Genomic DNA, 17,216 nt, shown 5'->3' with positions numbered 1-17,216 from the left:
TAAATCCGAAATCGAACATCCGATCTCCGAAATCAAACTATTCTTTATAAAAAAACCATTTAACCAGTTCTTTATAACTTGCTTTTTTGCCGTACATCAACACGCCCACACGATAAATTCTTGCGGCGACATAGGTGGTAAACAAAAAGCCTATCACCATCATACACATCGATATGGCTACCTGCCAGTCTGGTGGACCAAACGGAATGCGCACCATCATGGCTACCGGGGCTGTAAAAGGTATCATAGATAACCATACAGCCAGCGGGCTATCGGGTGCCCTAAACAGTACCGATACCGATAATATATAAGTAAACAACAGTGGCATAGTAATCGGAAACATGAATTGTTGGGTTTCTGTCTCACTATCTACTGCTGAGCCTACTGCTGCAAACAATGCCGCATAAAATAGATACCCACTTAAAAAGTAAAATATAAAGCAGCCCATAATGTAGCCAAACGGGATAGTTTGCAATACAGCTAACGCATTGGTCATGGGGCTGGCCGGCGAGCTAAAAGCATGACCGGCTATTTTAGTGGATATGACAGACAAAATTATCCAGACGCTAAATTGTGTTAAGCCAACTAAACCAACACCAATGATTTTACCCAGCATTAGTTGAAATGGCTTTACTGATGATATTACCACTTCTATGATACGGTTGGTTTTTTCTTCAATCACCCCGCGCATTACCTGCCCGCCGTATATGAATAGCGACAAGTAAATAAGTATGGCACAGGCTATACCAATTAAGATATTGGGGCCGATGTTGGCATTTTTATCGCCTTGGTCTGAAATTTCAATAGCATTCACTGATATGTTAGTCCGCTTTATGCTACTTAAAAGGGCCGTATCTATGTGATGGCTGATCAGGTTGTTTGAGAAAGCGATATCGCTCATCTGCTTTTCAATTTCTTCGGATAGAGGAATAGACGCTTTCTTTTTTGAAAAGATCTGTACCGAATCTTTTTGCATATAATTTACCGGTATATACAAAATAGAGATCCCCTCGCTATCCTTCAGTAATAGCTTCGATGATTTTAAATCGGTTAAGGCATAGGTAAACTTCACGTTAGTTACATCGTGGAATTTATTGGCGAAGCTGCCGCTTTTATCAATTACGTTAACCGTTTGTAGTGAGGATAGTTTATCACTGTTTTCGGCAACCATTTTTATTACCACGCCCATTACAAATATCAATGCCGGTACTACAAACAGCATAATGATAAATGATTTTTTGCGTACCCGGGTCAGGTATTCACGTTGTATAATGAGTAATACTTTATTCATGGCCGGCCGAGTTTAGGTTAACTTTTTCTATAAATATTTCATGCATGCTTGGTATCACCTCCTGCAGCATATTTACCCTGGCTTTAGGGATCAGGTATTGCAAAACATCGTTTGAGTTGTTTTGCCCCCTAAGTTTTATTTTGATGGTATGGCTATCATCCTCACTATGGGTTTCCTCAAGCAGTTCAAAAGGCTGGGTGCCATCAAATACTATCCGCGAGCCTTCATATTCAACAAAATAAGTTTCGTTGCGGTACGAGTTGCGGATGTGTTTAACCTTGCCATCCAGTATCTTGTGCGATTTATTGATAAGCGCTATGGCATCACAAAGCTCTTCTACCGATTCCATACGGTGGGTGGAGAACAGGATGGTTGCACCTTTTTTGTTGAGTTCCAGAATCTCGTCCTTAATCAGTTCGGCATTTACAGGGTCGAAGCCGCTAAAAGGTTCGTCCAAGATGATCAGATCGGGCTCATGCAACACTGTGGCTACAAACTGGGCTTTTTGCTGCATCCCTTTTGATAGTTCTTCTATCTTCTTTTTCCACCAGGTTTCCATTTCCAGTTTTTCGAACCAGAATTTCAGGCGCTTTTGGGCTTCGGCACGGCTCAGGCCTTTTAGGCGGGCAAGGTAGATCATTTGTTCGCCTATCTCCATTTTTTTATAAAGACCGCGTTCTTCCGGCAGGTAACCTATACGCTCAATATGCGATTGATTGAGTTTTTCGCCGTTGAAATAAACTTCGCCCGAATCGGGTGCGGTTATTTGGTTAACAATACGGATAAGTGAAGTTTTACCTGCGCCATTAGGCCCCAGCAGACCAAATATCTGTCCGCTTTCAACTTCCAAACTTACATCGCTTAAGGCCCGGTGACCGGCGTATTGTTTAACAATATTGCGGATGCTTAGCATTTGTTAAGGTTTATGTATCTGTTTTTGCTTTTAGATGAAGGTAAGCAAAAAAAGTTACAGGCCGGGTTTATCATATGGCGGCCAGTCCGGTTTATTCATTTCATAAAATGGTTTTTGCCATTGCTGTTTGTTAATAACATTTAAAGCGGTTACCGCTATGTAAATGCCCGCTGCCGGGATGATGAGATTTATAAGGGCCAAATATCTTATATACCCGACATAATTGCTACCTCCTGTTAAAGTAAGCAGTGGTGGCATTGCAATATAAAATAACATAATAAATAACTCGCTCAGTGCAAAAAAACGAAGAGGCGACCTGAATTGAGTAGGATTTAAGTTAAATGTAGCAACAATAAAGCCTATTACAATCAGCAGTTTAATGATAGCTGTAACTTGATAAAACATGAGCATTGACTGTACCGGTACATGGAAAAAGTTCATTGTAATACTGACGGCACCGTGGAGCGAGCTGAAAATTGAGTAAATGATAAAGGTGTTAAATACAAAAGGTTTTTCATTGGTGTATTTTACGATACCTATCATAAATATCACTAACCAAATGAAGCATAACAAAGGGATGAAATATATCAGGTACTTGAAATTATCAGGAAATTTAAAAAGTAGATTTTGCATTGGTAGCATTAGTATTTGTATTAACGCACCGATAATTGATGTAGCAATGGTGAGATAAGCGGTATCACGTGTTGGTTTCATGAGCAGGTAGGTTTAAATTATGCGTATAAATATACCCAAAACCCAATTATGGTTTAGGTTGTTTATTGAAGTAAAAAAATGGCGTATTTGTTTTTATTCAAATACGCCATTTTTAATATCTCTACTTTGCAGCCTATCTATTTGAGTTGCTTTAGATCGAACTTTAGTGCTTCGATAGATTCCTTTTGACGGGATATAATCACGTACATGACCCCGTTATAAACGATTGTATGCGGATAGCCATATTGTCCGCCTTTCCAAAGTCCTTCTTTCTTAAGATGATAAAGCTCGTCGGCAATGATGTAGTTTTTATCGAATGATTTACCAGCCTTTGAAAGCGATAACACCAATGGATTCCGGTCGTAATGGTGTAAGGTATCCGGGATACCTACGTAATAAAACTTTTTGTCGGGCAACCGGCCGAAATGAAATTTGCTGTCATTATCAGAAAATGGCGCTTGCACAGGGCGCGACCAAGTTTTGCCATTGTCTTTACTTTCGGTAAGCCACAAATGCCCTTTCCAGCCTTTACCCGTTACCCTTAAGAGCATGTGCAAAACGTTATCATCGGTTTGGAAAAAAGATCCTTCGCAAAGCGGCGGTAAGCCCGATTTTGCTGCAGGGGCGTAAAACATAGCCGGATTATCTTGTTTATAAAGTGAATCCGGATAAAAACTGCTGAGCTTCCAGCCCGAAAGCCCACGTGGATCATCGGTATAAGGAAAAGTGAAATTGTCGCTGATGATCAACCGTCTGCTGTTGGTCATTTCCGGGCCGTGATTGGGTACAACAGGTAGGTGCATGTCAATTGGCCCGCTCCAACGCTCACCATCGGTACTGGTTTTAGCCCACAGATGCGTATTTTGACGATGTTTGTCATAATCGCCGTAATAGACCACTAAAGTACCCTTGTATTGATAAAATCCGGCAGCGGTGAGCACGGAAAGTGTATCATTGATTTTGCCCGGAGAAGCCAATACCCTCAATGGCGACCAGTGTTTAAAATCAGTTGAAGTAGCATAAACCACCCTTTGGCCCGGCGAATCCTCATCAATCATCCCGTTACTCCATATGGCCACGAAGCGGTCTTTAAAATGAATAATAGACGCATGGTGGTTGTACAACCATTCCTTATCAGGCGAGTAGATCATAGCTCGGTCGATGTTTAGCTTGGCTACGCCGGCTTCGGTTTGGTAGTTGTTGCTGACGGATGGGGTTTGGGCACGAGTATTAAGAATGGATAAAAAGAGACAGGTAAAGAAGAGTAATTTGAATTTCACGGGCATAGCCCTAATTAACGCAAATTATCCGGTTAGTAAAAATTGAATTGCCGGCTCAAATGCTTTTGTAAAGTTTTAGCGCTGGTTCAAGTGTCTTTTTACGCAGGTTCAAGCGTCCTTCGCTTGAACCTGATTTTAAAGTAAGCGTCCACGCTTACTTTAAAAGAACCTCTGTCGGCATCGTGAGCGTGGACGCTCAAATGAATAACAGTTCAAGCGCGGACGCTTGAACTTGCAAAAACAAAAACGCCCGAAGTAATGGTACTCCGGGCGTTGCATATACCTTTCAGCTTTCGCCTTTATCCTTTCACCTTAAAAGACTATTCAAAATATTCCTTCATCCGTTCAAAGAAACTTTTCTCGTTTTTGCCCGGATTTGGTTTGAAGTTAGGTGAACTTTGTAATTTTTCCAGGATCTCGCGCTCTTCGCGGCTTAACGCTTTTGGAGTCCAGATGTTGATGTGCACCAACTGATCGCCACGGTGGTATGAGTTCACTTCCGGCAAACCTTTGCCTTTCAGGCGCAGAATTTTGCCACCTTGTGTTCCCGGATCGATTTTTATTTTGGCCTTACCATCTATGGTTGGCACTTCAACAGATGTACCTAAAGTAGCATCAACAAAGTTTACATGCAGATCATAGATCACATTGTTGCCATCGCGTTTCAAGGTTTCATGAGGCACTTCCTCAATCAGGATAATCAGATCACCCGGAACACCACCACGAGGGGCAGCGTTACCTTTGCCGCTCATGCTCAGTTGCATCCCTTCGCTAACGCCTGCGGGCACCTGGATAGTGATCAGTTCTTCGCCGCGAACAACGCCATCACCATGACAAACATTACATTTTGACAGGATGGTTGAACCTTCGCCGTTACAGGTAGGGCAGGTGCTGGTAGTTTGCATCTGACCTAAAATAGTATTGGTCACCCTGCGCACAGCACCTGAGCCGCCGCAAGTTTTACAAGTTTGGAATGATGATTTATCTTTAGCACCAGAGCCGTCGCAGGTTTTACAGATGATCTGTTTGTTAACTTTGATCTTCTTTTCGGCTCCGTTGGCAATTTCTTCAAGTGTTAAACGCACTTTAATACGCAGGTTGCTGCCGCGTGCTACACGCCTGCCACCGCCACCGCTTTGACGACCACCGCCAAAGAACCCTTCAAACGGACTGCCGCCGCCAAAAATATCGCCAAACTGGCTAAATATGTCATCCATATTCATGCCGCCACCACCGTAACCACCGCCATTGGCCGATGACGCGTTGGCAGCATGACCAAACTGGTCATAACGCTGACGTTTTTCGGGAGTACTTAGCACTTCGTAAGCTTCGGCAGCTTCCTTAAACTTTTCTTCCGCTTCTTTATCGCCCTGGTTTTTATCAGGGTGATATTTAATAGCCATTTTACGATATGCTTTTTTTATGTCATCAGCACTTGCACCTTTTGCAACTCCAAGCACATCGTAATAATCTCTCTTAGCCATAATTTTAAAAATTTCGGATTCCGAAATTCAGATTTCGGATTTATTATAATTTAATATTGTGTAAGATCAGGATAGACTATCACATCCGGACAAATCCGAAATTGAAAGTCCCAAATCCGAAATCAGTTACGCTCCAACTACCACTTTAGCAAAGCGGATCACTTTATCATTCAAAGTATAGCCTTTTTCCATTTCGTCCATTACCTTGCCTTTAAGGTCATCAGTAGGAGCCGGAATGTTGGTGATAGCTTCATGCAGATCGGCATCAAAGGCATTGCCTATCGATGTCATTTCTTTCAGGCCTTTTTGGCCTAAAATATTTTTCAGCTTGTTTTGGATCAAAGTAACACCCTCTTTAACAGGGGCTACTTCGGTAGCCTTATCCATGGCACGCTGCGCGCGTTCAAAGTCGTCAAGTACAGGTAATAAAGCCACAATAACGTCTTTACCTTCAGTTTTGCGGGCTTCCTCGCGTTCTTTAATGGTACGCCTTCTAAAGTTATCAAATTCGGCATATAAACGCAAGTACTTGTCATTAGCCTGTGCCAGTTCGTCTTTCAGTTTTTCTTCGGCAGTAGGGGCTGCTGTAGTTTCTGTAGCCGTAGCTTCTGTTTCCTGGGCGTTATCCTGCCCTTCGTTTTGTAATTGCTCGTTATCCACTTCGTTTATATTTTCTGTATTATCCGTATTTTCTTTCTTCTTTTTCTTCAACATATCGTTAAATTTCATAGCGAGTAGTGCCAATCAAGTATCCTGCCATAGCTGCAAAGCAGTCAAGCTGTCAGTGGCATGATGTAATTTTAAGTAAGGGTGACAGGCGAACCGCCAAATGGGCAAACCAAAACCATGATTCGCATGATTTAAAGATGGCCTTGAGTTTTGTACATCAGGGCTATCTTTAAATCCTAAAAATCATGGTTCAGTTTTATATCTCCACATCTTCCAAAACTTTGCCATTTTCGCATTTGATAATGCGAGATGGAAAAGCGCGGATAATGTGATAGTCATGAGTGGCTACCAATACAGCAGTGCCCGACTGGCTGATCTGTTTAAGCAGCATAACAATTTCTTCAGATGTTTCAGGGTCGAGGTTACCTGTTGGCTCATCCGCCAATATTATTTCGGGGTCATTCAGCAAAGCACGTGCTATAACCACACGCTGCTGCTCACCACCCGAAAGCTCATGAGGCATTTTCTTTAACTTTGAACGCAGGCCAACTTTCTCAAGTACATCAAGTGCTTTGTCGGCAATCAGCTTTTTGTCGTTCCAACCGGTTGCACGCATCACAAAGTTCAGGTTTTGCTCAATGGTGCGGTCGGTAAGTAACTGGAAATCCTGGAAAACTATACCCAATTTACGGCGCAGGTAAGGAATATCGCGGCTTGGCAGCTTGCTTAGCTCATAACCACAGGCATGGCCGGTGCCGGCTTTAATTCCTAAATCGCCGTAAATTACCTTCAGCAGACTACTTTTTCCTGATCCTGTCTGGCCAATCAGCCATACAAAATCGCCTTTGTCAACATGTAAATTTACGTTTGAAAGTACCAGGTGTGTCTGTTGAAAGATATCAACGTTGTTTAGTTTTATTATAGAATTTCCTATCATCGTTTTTATAGCTCTAATTTTAAGATCTGCCCGAACGGCAGGTCTTTGATAATATTCATGATCTCTTCGGCCTTGTCGGCTAATCCAACCTTGTCAAGCGATTTATCCGGCCTGTCAACCCTGAAATAAGCCAACAGCGTAAACTTATCATCCCGCAGTTGTACATAATCGGGTATTTTGGCAACACCTTTAACTTTTATGATATACATCGTATTGTGTCATTGGGTCATTTGCTTTGCTCATTAAGTCATTTTTTTGCTTTGCAAATAGTTCAATGACTTAATGACCTAATGAAATGATGACCGTCCTTCCCAAAGGTATTATTTATTTAAAGACTTGACAAAAATTCCATCGTATCTACACCATCGGCATAATCCCATAATTTGGGTTGCTGGCTTCGGCCAAAACCAACCACCTGGTTGTCTACCTGCAAAGGTAGCGTGCTTACAATGCACTGGATGTTTTCGGCATTTTCGTTAATGATATTTTCGGCGTTTGCCACATTGTGGTAATAGTTAAAAAACAATACTGACAGCGGGGATGTCAGCCTGTCATCTTCTTTCACCATTAAAAAACCATTGTCAAGATGCTTGTCTCCGTTTACCAGGTAAATAGATTTGTTGTAATCGTAGTTGTTGTTGTATTTATGATGATTAATAATTGCCTTGTGAGCTTCTATCGATTCAAAAAAGAAAGTGAAGTCGTAGTCCTCTGGTACCAATATTTTAGATACGTTTCGGCAGCCAAGTCCATAATAATCTAAAATATCATGGCCCAGGTTAAACAGGTCTTCGGCGCTTTCATTGCCGCTTAGTACAGCAATACTGTTGCGGTTTTTGCGGATGATATTAGGCACCTTACCAAAGTAATAATCAAAGTAACGTGAACTGTTGTTGCTGCCCGTAGCTATGATGGCATCAAAGCCTTCCAGCCTGTCAACAAAGCTAAAGCTATCTGCAAAAGTGGGATCAATAGCTGCCAGTTTTTCCAATACAGCTTTGATAAGCCTGGCATCCTGCGATGAGGCTTTAATCAGCGCTTTATTACCTGAAGCTATAACACAAAGCACATCATGGAAACCCACCAGCGGGATATTGCCCGCCAGGATAAGTCCAACTTTTTTTGGGGCCTTGTCCGTTTCAAGGTTATATTTTGAAAGCCAGGTGTTCAGATCAGCTTCGTTAAGCATATTACCAATGGCTGTTACAGCTTCCGAAACGCTCGCCGGAGTAAACCAGGCATTGTGGTATTGCTCGTTTTCAATAAGGGCACTTAACGCAGCATCTGGAGTTCGCAATTGCCTGCCCAACTCCGAAAATGAATTTATTGAGGTTTTTAGATTAATTTTTGACATATATATGTTAGGGGAATAAACCCTTAAAGCCTTTTTTTGTTATATTTGTACGCTTGCAATTTGCAGGCAAAGTTAATTGAGATTATTAGATATTTAGAAATATGGCGATTAAAATCACCGACGAATGCATAAACTGCGGGGCCTGCGAACCGGAATGCCCTAATAATGCTATTTATGATGCAGGAGCTGCCTGGCGTTTTAGCGACGGGACAGGCCTTAAAGGGATTATTGATTTTGGCGATGGTAATACCCTGAATGCTGAAGAAACACAAGCTGCATTATCTGACGATATATATTATATAGTACCTGATAAGTGTACCGAATGTGTGGGTTTCCATGATGAGCCTCAGTGTGCTGCCGTTTGTCCGGTTGATTGCTGTGTTGATGATGAAGATATCCGCGAAACGGAAGAAGAACTGCTTGCCAAAAAAGATTGGCTGCACATGAACGAATAGTATAAGCCTTACAAAATATTAAAGGGGATGTGCATTGCATATCCCTTTTTTGTTTAGCGTTTTTTTTGTATTATCGTAAAGCTTTTACCCCAGAGCAGCAAATACCAATTATAAAAGTAACATCATATTTAAATGTTAACTGCGTATAGTTTAAAAATACGCGCGAAATTTTTGTTTATTTGACATTTACAGAACTATGGAGTACGGGATATGTAACCTGGCTGTAATTCCGCTCAGGGCCGAGCCCAATGAACGGAGTGAGCAGGTGTCGCAATTATTATTTGGCGAGGCATTTGAAATAACCGAGTGGCAAACTAACTGGGTTAAGATCATTGCCGAAAGTGATGGGTATGTGGGATGGATAGGCCGTTTACAATTTGCTATGCTTGGTCATTTAGCATATAAGCATATAAAAAGCCATCCTTCGCAACTTACTTACCAGGCCGTTACCCAAGCCTGGAAAATAAGCGATAACAGTATTGTTTATTTACCAGCAGGCAGCTCGCTCGCTTTTTTGGAAGGCACATCTTGTAGGATTGGCAATGATCGTTTTGAAATTATTGGTAAGGTTGGCGAACCCGAAGATATTGCCGCTACTGCCAAAACATTTCTGAACTCGCCCTATTTGTGGGGAGGGCGGACTCATTTTGGGATCGACTGCTCGGGCTTTACACAGGTAGTTTATAAACTTAAAGGCCTCAGGATTAAGCGTGACGCCAGCATGCAGGTAAAAGAGGGCACAAAGGTTGAAGCAATAAAGGATGCAAAGCTTGGCGATTTGGCATTTTTTGATAATGCCGAAGGGCGTGTAACACATGTAGGCATCATGCTCAATAATGAGCATATTATTCACGCTTCAGGTAAAGTTAAAATTGATACCATCAATGAAGATGGCATATACTCGCTTGAGTTGAAGAAGCATACCCACAATCTTTGCGGGATCAGGCGCTTTTTTTAGTGATCTCCGGATTTATTTCTTAATGAATTTTTTAAACCCGACAACAGTATTGTCATTGCTGTTAACAACCTGCATAATATAAGTTCCGGGTACATAGCTTGCTACATTATTTTGCCAGTTGGCCTGTGATGATGTAGCAGTAGCCATTAATTTGCCCTCGCTGTTAGTGATGTTTATTTTATACTTAACAGTACTGCCATTGTTAAATTGCATTTCGGCATGAATAACATCAGTAGCCGGATTAGGGTAGAGGTTCATGTTGGCGCTCAGCGCATTCTGCGGCTTACTGGTAAACATTACCGGAGCAATTTTTGAGTAAGTAGCGTCGCCGTTTAAATCAATTTGTTTTAAGCGGTACTGATTAAGGCCCTGGGCCGGCGTTTTATCATTAAGCGAATAGCTTTTTGCCCCGGTTGAATTCAGCGTGCCTATCGGGTCAAATGTTTTGCCATTGTCAGTACTTCTTTCAACAACATAGGTGGTATAATTAGCCTCGTTTTCGGCAAACCAGGTAACCTGGGCGCTTTCATTTACTCTCTTAGCGTCAAAGCTAAGTAAACGTACCATAAGGGCCTGGTTTTGGCGTACAACAAGCTGCAACCTGTCGGTGCCGAAGGTAGCGCTGTTACCTTTATCTATGTTGAAGTTATATTCCGGCTGTGTTTTGATATTTACCGAATCTTTTAAAAAACTATCCTTTAACCAAACGTCATACAGGTCGGGAAGATCTTTTAAATCGGTTAATTTAAGTTTATAAGGGCCGGACGCGGTGGCATCGGCAAGCAGGCGGATTGTTTCCTGAGTTTTACCCGGCAGAGGACGACGATGGATAGCAACCTGTACGCTGTCACTTGATAATGCCGATAAGCTTTCGAGAGCGCCGCTGCCCCCCAGATCTTCGGTATCTTTGTTTTTATCAAAGGCGGGAGAAATATCCTTGACAAGGACAATAGCTATCCCGTCCATGTTTAAAGAGTCTTTGATAAGCTGTAATCTGATCAGCGGCAATATAGGTTGGTTTGAGGGGGCTGGCTCCGAGGCAGCAAAACTGCTTTGTTTAGTGCTCATCAGGGCCAATGGGGTTTTCCCACCAGGTATGCTTAATATTTTGTTGAGTGTAGCTGATAAAGGAGGTTGTGTATTTGTTTTGGCCGACTCGCTGAAAACCATAGTTTGCCCTGTTGCCGTAGCTCTGATAAAAAAACCCTGTCCACTGGCAATCATGTTACTGGCCGCTCCGCCGCTTATGCTTTGGATCCCTGGATTAATTGTGGTTGTGGTATCAGCAACTGCTGTTATTTGGTTGGCATTTTGCTGATAACTTTCATATTGTTTGTTGATAGGATTATAGACCCACATCGACAAAACCGGGGGGATATTAGCTGTTACAGTAGTATAGACCTGCGCTTTTTGTCCGGAAATATAGATTGATGAAGAAGGATCGGCGTTGCCACCAGATACCCCTTTGCGATTCAGTTTTTCAAAATTGATGGTACTTGCATATGGGTTACCAACCAGGTTATAGCCTTGTACCCTGCTCCCGGTAGTATTGGTATATAGTAACGATGTAGTGCCTGTATACCAGTGTTTAACCGTAATATTTCCCTGGTTTAAAGAGCCTGTAGCGGTAAATGTGGTGTTTTCCGGGATATGAGATACCACCGTGGCCTGTGCTATGGTTGTTGACCTGTCTCCCCTGAAAAAGAATAAAAAGCCATTGCCCGAGTATAACGTAAAAGTCCCTGATTCGCTATCAAATGAATATGGTGAAGAGTTTATATTATTTACTCCCCGGTAATTACCACTTGTAAAACTCGAAATTGAGCGGGCTGTGTTTTCTCTGAAAAAATATATGGTTGGATTGTTAGCATTAGGTGAAGGATCAAAACCACCTGCAGCCAAAGTTGTACCTGTTACATAAGCGTTGGCTTTAAGGTAAGCCAGCGTAAACGCTCCCGATCCGTTATTTATTGACGATGCAAGTAACCGGTATCCACGGTGACCTGAGCCGCCATTTATGTAGCGTTGTGCATTTACGTTGCCGGTAATGGCTGTGCCCGACGGAATGCTTGCTACAGTTGCCGAACCCGATGCGTCGGAGATTAAAGTCAATATTCCCCCGGTGGCAAGAGTTGCAGTACCTGCCATGGTTAATATGCCTAATGATGACACGGAAAACTTACCGGCCCCCGACATGGTTTTAGTGCCGCTATTCTGAACAAATACATTTTTGAACACCACACCATTGCCTCCGTCAGATCCGGCATCGGTAAGCGACTCGGTGACACCTTTAAAATAAACGTTAGGGTTATTGGTTATCGCGTCAACCTTACCCGACGTGGATGCTGAGTTCCAGTCGCCGTAAATGGTTAGGTCGCCGGAGTTTATGGTTTTGGTGCCAGTTGCCGAAAAGTTTATATTTTGATAGGCAGTGGGGCTAATATCAAGTTGGCTGGTACTTTCGGTATACACGGTTTGCCCGCTGCCGGCATATTCAACCGTACAGGTTCCTGATCCACCTCCGTTGCTATAAAAGTCTATTGATGCTGCGTTGCTTCCCGATTTAATAGGAGTTGCATTAGTTAATTTAAGTACCGGGTTAAGCGAAGAGCCCGAAGGTACATCGACATAGATATTGGCAGTTGCTGCCGTTCCAAGTGTTAAGGAGATACCCGATGGCGAAACGGAGGTATTGGTATATAATTGTCCGCCAACTGTTGTTGTGCCACCACGTACATAAAAGGCAGAGTTGTTATTTTGTAAAACGCCCACGCCTAAAACAGCATTGGTTGTCCCGTAGATATTCACATCGCCCGATATTTGTAAACTGTTAACGGTGGATATTAAAGATACCTGGTTGCTTGTAAGCGCCCCTACACTTAAAAAGTTGGTATTGCCAACTTGTAGTGACGAGCATGTTACGGTACCTGTACCGGTAATTGTATTAACAACTGTGCCGCCAAGACCAAGCAAAGATATCGTTGGAGGGTTTTGGGTGATTATACCGGCTCCTGTTCCGGAAACAGTTAAGGTGCCATTAACTGTAAGCGATAAGCCATTAACCGCATTAAATGTAAGTGACTTACATACAGCCGCGGTACCATTGGCGATTACCGGTTGAGAGGCATTTAGTAACGCGAGATTAATTACAACATCCTCGCTTGCCAGAGGAAAGTGGCCCGCGCTCCAATTGCTGTTATTTGTCCAGCTTGTTGATCCTCCAATAAGTGGAGGGTTCCAGGTATTTTGCGCTGACACAGCCGAGCTAAGAAATAAAAATAGAATCAGGATGATTTTATTTTTCATAAGTATACATTTTGATACTATTTTTTATATTCCTATAGGCTATATGGCTGGCTGGTAATAGCTTTTATGAATAGGGGAGTATCAACGTATAGTTACGATTAATGCGCTATAAATGTTATTGATTTTAGCGAATGAATAAAATGAATAAACAAAATAGGAATGAACGAAGCGGCTGTTTTAAGTATTTAAAATTGCGTTTTTAACTGTAAAATATGTTATTTAATACTATTATTGAGCGTTTGAACATGGATTTTAATAACAAAAACCCTTAATGAATTTAAGTTGTGGTTTGATAGAGAAATAGGGAGGCCAGGCGGTAATGATATTTACAGCAGAAATAAAAATGTATCATTTAACAGCTTGCTAAAAGCCGCGTTGCGAAGGGTTATTCAAATTTAATTTCCCAGTTGATGATGGCTTTGTCGTCGCTAACGGAAAGCAATTGATCGGGAGCGGCCCAGGATAATTTATTGATGGAAAGTACATGGCCTGGATAGCCTTTTTCCCTGCTGATGTTTTTATAAAGTTTAAAATCATCTGATCCCCAAATCTTGATGCTTTTGTCCATACTGGCAGTAGCAAAATAAGGCAGGGTAGGGTGGAATAGGATATGGTTTACGGCAAAAAGATGGGCGGGGATATTCTTTATTTCATGATAGGTGTTGCTATCCCAAATCTTAACCTGGGCGTCACGTGCACCTGAAGCGATGTAAGTTCCATCGGGACTGTAGGCTATCGAAAAAACAGCCATAGTATGTCCGTGGAGTGCTTTTATTATTGTATAATCTTCCAGATCATAAACGCCAATATGGTTATCGCGACAGCCAAATGCTACCTGTTTTTGGTCCGGAGAAACAGCAATACACCGTACAGTGTCTTTAGACACGGTGATGCTATGCACCATCTCAAGCGTTTTAAGGCTCCATACGGATACCGTGCCATCTTCTGAGGCTATTAACAGTTCATCCTTTTTAACAGCCGATTTGATGTCGAAAATGGCTTTGCGATGATGCCTTAAGGGCTTAAGTAATTTTTGCTGGATGAAATCGAACACCAAAACTTCACCGCTACGTAAGCCGGCAAACATTAAGGGATAACCCTCCGGACAATGGATAGCGTAAATAGACGCGTTAACAGGAAACATCACCTTAATGAAAGAGAAATCTTTCAGACTCCATTCAACCAATCCCTTATCGTTGCCACCCGTAAACAATATTCCAGGCTTTTGCGAAAGCTCAAGCGTGAATATAGGGTTGGTATGTCCGGTAAGCTCGGCTGTTTTTTGTACGGTGATCATTCTTTAGTTTGCAGTTTCCTGTTGGCAGTTTGCTTGTTCAGTTTGCAGTTTCCGGTTAGCGGTTTGCTGCGATTGATTTTATCAACAGCCCACTGCAAACTAAAAACTGCCCACTGATTTATTTATGTCTCGATTCTAAATTTTTAGCGATAGTTTCTAAGGTCAAACCTTTTTCGCGTAGTAGCACCAATAAATGGAAAACAAGATCTGATGATTCATTGATCAGGTCGGTTTCAGTTTCGGCAAGGGCTGCTATAACAGTTTCAACACCTTCTTCACCAACTTTTTGGGCTATTTTATTGAGGCCTTTATTGCGGAGCTTGTTCACGTACGAACCTTCTACCGGGTTTTCATACCTGTCGGCGATGATATTTTCCAGCTCCAGGATAAAGTTTTGATTAAACTCGGTGTTGAAACAACTGCGTGAGCCTGTGTGGCAGGTAGGGCCATCCGCTTTAACTTTGATCAACAGGGTATCGTTATCGCAATCAATGCTGATGCTTTTTACATGCAGGAAATTATTGCTGGTTTCGCCTTTAGTCCACAGGCGGTTTTTTGAACGTGAATAGAAAGTGACGATATTTTCCTGTACAGTTTTATCGTAAGCTTCCTGGTTCATATAACCCAGCATCAATACCTCAAGGGTTTGCTCATCCTGTATAATTACGGGGACAAGTCCGCCGGTTTTTTCAAAGTCTATGTTCATTTTGTCCTAATTCAAATTAATTTTGCCGCTTTGCTATAGTCTGGAGTTTCACATGCTGTTCGAAGTCTCTGACTTCGAATTAGCTATGTATGTAGTTTGTAACTACATACAGTTTTTCGCTTTAACAGGTGCTTTACTGTAGTCTGAAGACTACAAAAATAGTCGTCTGAAGTCAGAGACTTCAGACAGCAACTGCAAAGTTATCAGTTTATCAGATCCGTACTTCTATTTTATTACCCTGCAGGGTTCGCTTCAAATCAGGGATCAATATCTCACCATAGTGAAACACTGAAGCTGCTAATGCCGCGTCGACGTTGGTTTTTTCAAAAACATCAACAAAGTGTTCAACTTTACCGGCGCCGCCCGAAGCAATCACCGGAATGTGAACCGCATCATTCACGATTTTTAACAAGCCATTATCAAAACCGCCTTTAGTACCATCATGATCCATAGAGGTCAGCAAAATTTCACCTGCTCCACGGCTTTCGGCTTCCAGGATCCACTCAAGTGTCTGGCGTTCCGTAGGCAACCTGCCGCCATTTAAGTGAACTACATTTTTATCGCCTATGCTGCGGGTATCAACGGCTATCACTACAAACTGAACACCAAAAGCGGCAGCCAGTTCATCTATCAGTTTGGGGTTACGTACAGCCGCCGAATTGATGGATATTTTATCTGCTCCCGCATTCAGCAAGGCGTCTGCATCGGCAATTTCATTGATGCCGCCGCCTATAGTAAACGGTATATTAATTTGCCGGGCTACGGCCTTTACCAGCTCAACCATAGTTTTGCGGCGTTCAACGGTAGCTGTAATATCCAGAAATACCAACTCGTCGGCTCCCTGGTTCGAGTAGTTCCAGGCAAGCTCTACCGGGTCGCCGGCATCGCGCAGATCAACAAAGTTTACGCCTTTTACAGTCCGCCCGTCCTTAACGTCAAGACAGGGGATAATTCTTTTTGCAAGCATGCTTATTAAAATATGTCATTGCGAGGAACGAAGCAATCGCGAACTATACAAGTCCGACCTGTATGGTGTGCGATTGCCACGCTATCGCTCGCAATGACATGAGGTGTACAGGTTTTTAAAGAGGGGGCCGGGGGGCTATATCGAAATCAGCGCGTCCAGGTTCCAGTGTTTCACATCTTCAATAGTGATGTGACCCTCATATATGGCTTTGCCAACCACTACCGACTCAACTTTTAAGCGGTTTAGCTTTTCGATATCGCCCATAGAGCTTACGCCACCAGATGCGATAAGTTTGATGAAAGGTGAATGATCAAGCAGTTTTTCGTACAGTTCGATACCCGCGCCGCCAAGTTTACCGTCTTTGTTAATGTCGGTGCAAAGGAAACGGAAGAAACCTAAGTTCAGGCATTTATCAACGTAGTCCATTAGCTTGATCGGTGAGCTTTCCATCCAGCCTGAATATTTAATAACTTCGTCAAGTACGTCGATAGCAACAACCACCTGGTCGGAGCATTTATCTTTACCGCAAATTTCTTTGCTCAAATCGGGCAGGAAGCTTGGGTTAGTAAGTGCTTGCGTACCAACAATTACGCGGTGAACGCCGGCATCTATCAGCTCTTTTACTTTTTCGATGCTGCGGATGCCGCCGCCATATTGCACCTTCATGTCCGTTTTACGGATCACATCAAACAGGTATTGCTGATTGCTGAAATCGTTTTTGGCACCGTTAAGGTCAATGATGTGGATGAAATTGGTGCCGTTGCTCTGGTAGCGCTCAATCATTTCTTCAAGGGTAACATCGTATTCGGTTACCTGTGCGTAGTCGCCTTCACGAAGACGGACTACCTTCTTGTTCAAAATGTCAATGGCAGGAATAATGTACAT

16 protein-coding genes are annotated in these 17,216 nt (G+C 42.5%); 2 read left to right on the top strand and 14 right to left on the bottom strand.

The features are described 5' to 3' along the window. Positions 1-37 precede the first annotated feature (37 nt). The 9 genes from DEO27_RS14050 to DEO27_RS14010 all read right to left on the bottom strand — a co-directional run bounded on the left by DEO27_RS14050 (position 38) and on the right by DEO27_RS14010 (position 8,642). Positions 38-1,291, bottom strand: a complete 1,254-nt coding sequence (locus tag DEO27_RS14050) for an ABC transporter permease (RefSeq protein ID WP_112573581.1) — start codon at positions 1,289-1,291, stop codon at positions 38-40. Continuing rightward, positions 1,284-2,204 (bottom strand): ABC transporter ATP-binding protein, encoded by a 921-nt coding sequence (locus DEO27_RS14045; protein ID WP_112573579.1) that lies wholly within the window; start codon positions 2,202-2,204, stop codon positions 1,284-1,286. The genes DEO27_RS14050 and DEO27_RS14045 overlap by 8 nt, the downstream gene beginning before the upstream one ends. Positions 2,205-2,258: 54 nt before the next feature. After that, positions 2,259-2,918: a hypothetical protein gene (locus DEO27_RS14040; RefSeq protein WP_112573577.1), complete on the bottom strand. Its 660-nt coding sequence runs from the start codon at positions 2,916-2,918 to the stop codon at positions 2,259-2,261. 137 nt (positions 2,919-3,055) lie between these two features. Further along, positions 3,056-4,198 carry an exo-alpha-sialidase gene (locus DEO27_RS14035; protein WP_190295414.1) on the bottom strand — a complete coding sequence of 381 codons (1,143 nt, stop codon included), beginning with the start codon at positions 4,196-4,198 and terminating at the stop codon, positions 3,056-3,058. 320 nt (positions 4,199-4,518) lie between these two features. Next, positions 4,519-5,682 carry a molecular chaperone DnaJ gene (gene dnaJ, locus DEO27_RS14030; RefSeq protein ID WP_112573573.1) on the bottom strand — a complete coding sequence of 388 codons (1,164 nt, stop codon included), beginning with the start codon at positions 5,680-5,682 and terminating at the stop codon, positions 4,519-4,521. A gap of 126 nt (positions 5,683-5,808) precedes the next feature. Further along, complete coding sequence (locus DEO27_RS14025) at positions 5,809-6,411, bottom strand: nucleotide exchange factor GrpE (protein WP_223818247.1); 603 nt, start codon at positions 6,409-6,411, stop codon at positions 5,809-5,811. Positions 6,412-6,607: 196 nt separating this feature from the next. Further along, the gene (locus tag DEO27_RS14020) at positions 6,608-7,288 is read right to left on the bottom strand and encodes a cell division ATP-binding protein FtsE (protein ID WP_112573569.1); all 681 of its coding nucleotides are present in this window, start codon (positions 7,286-7,288) and stop codon (positions 6,608-6,610) included. 5 nt (positions 7,289-7,293) lie between these two features. Continuing rightward, a complete protein-coding gene (locus DEO27_RS14015) occupies positions 7,294-7,497 on the bottom strand; it encodes a fructose-6-phosphate aldolase (RefSeq protein WP_112573567.1) in 204 nt (67 codons plus the stop codon). 119 nt (positions 7,498-7,616) lie between these two features. Continuing rightward, on the bottom strand, positions 7,617-8,642 hold the full coding sequence (locus DEO27_RS14010) for an acyl-CoA reductase (RefSeq protein ID WP_112573565.1): 1,026 nt from the start codon (positions 8,640-8,642) through the stop codon (positions 7,617-7,619). A gap of 101 nt (positions 8,643-8,743) precedes the next feature. On the opposite strand from DEO27_RS14010, the gene DEO27_RS14005 reads away from it, so the two are divergent. Both DEO27_RS14005 and DEO27_RS14000 read left to right on the top strand, forming a co-directional pair. Continuing rightward, positions 8,744-9,097 (top strand): 4Fe-4S dicluster domain-containing protein, encoded by a 354-nt coding sequence (locus tag DEO27_RS14005; RefSeq protein WP_091210659.1) that lies wholly within the window; start codon positions 8,744-8,746, stop codon positions 9,095-9,097. 196 nt (positions 9,098-9,293) lie between these two features. Then, a complete protein-coding gene (locus tag DEO27_RS14000; RefSeq protein ID WP_112573563.1) occupies positions 9,294-10,055 on the top strand; it encodes a C40 family peptidase in 762 nt (253 codons plus the stop codon). A gap of 12 nt (positions 10,056-10,067) precedes the next feature. Here DEO27_RS14000 and DEO27_RS13995 read toward each other — a convergent pair whose 3' ends face one another. The 5 genes from DEO27_RS13995 to DEO27_RS13975 all read right to left on the bottom strand — a co-directional run bounded on the left by DEO27_RS13995 (position 10,068) and on the right by DEO27_RS13975 (position 17,216). Continuing rightward, positions 10,068-13,361 carry a T9SS type A sorting domain-containing protein gene (locus DEO27_RS13995; protein WP_112573561.1) on the bottom strand — a complete coding sequence of 1,098 codons (3,294 nt, stop codon included), beginning with the start codon at positions 13,359-13,361 and terminating at the stop codon, positions 10,068-10,070. A 385-nt stretch (positions 13,362-13,746) separates the two neighbouring features. Further along, complete coding sequence (locus DEO27_RS13990; protein ID WP_112573559.1) at positions 13,747-14,658, bottom strand: WD40 repeat domain-containing protein; 912 nt, start codon at positions 14,656-14,658, stop codon at positions 13,747-13,749. A 118-nt stretch (positions 14,659-14,776) separates the two neighbouring features. Next, positions 14,777-15,364: a bifunctional phosphoribosyl-AMP cyclohydrolase/phosphoribosyl-ATP diphosphatase HisIE gene (gene hisIE, locus DEO27_RS13985; protein ID WP_112573557.1), complete on the bottom strand. Its 588-nt coding sequence runs from the start codon at positions 15,362-15,364 to the stop codon at positions 14,777-14,779. Between the two features lie 211 nt (positions 15,365-15,575). After that, positions 15,576-16,331 carry an imidazole glycerol phosphate synthase subunit HisF gene (gene hisF / locus DEO27_RS13980; protein ID WP_112573555.1) on the bottom strand — a complete coding sequence of 252 codons (756 nt, stop codon included), beginning with the start codon at positions 16,329-16,331 and terminating at the stop codon, positions 15,576-15,578. Positions 16,332-16,466: 135 nt separating this feature from the next. Then, positions 16,467-17,216, bottom strand: a complete 750-nt coding sequence (locus DEO27_RS13975; protein ID WP_112573553.1) for a HisA/HisF-related TIM barrel protein — start codon at positions 17,214-17,216, stop codon at positions 16,467-16,469.

The sequence above is a fragment of the Mucilaginibacter rubeus genome (genome assembly GCF_003286415.2).
GTDB lineage: Bacteria > Bacteroidota > Bacteroidia > Sphingobacteriales > Sphingobacteriaceae > Mucilaginibacter > Mucilaginibacter rubeus_A.
This window is presented reverse-complemented; position numbering and strand designations above follow the sequence as displayed.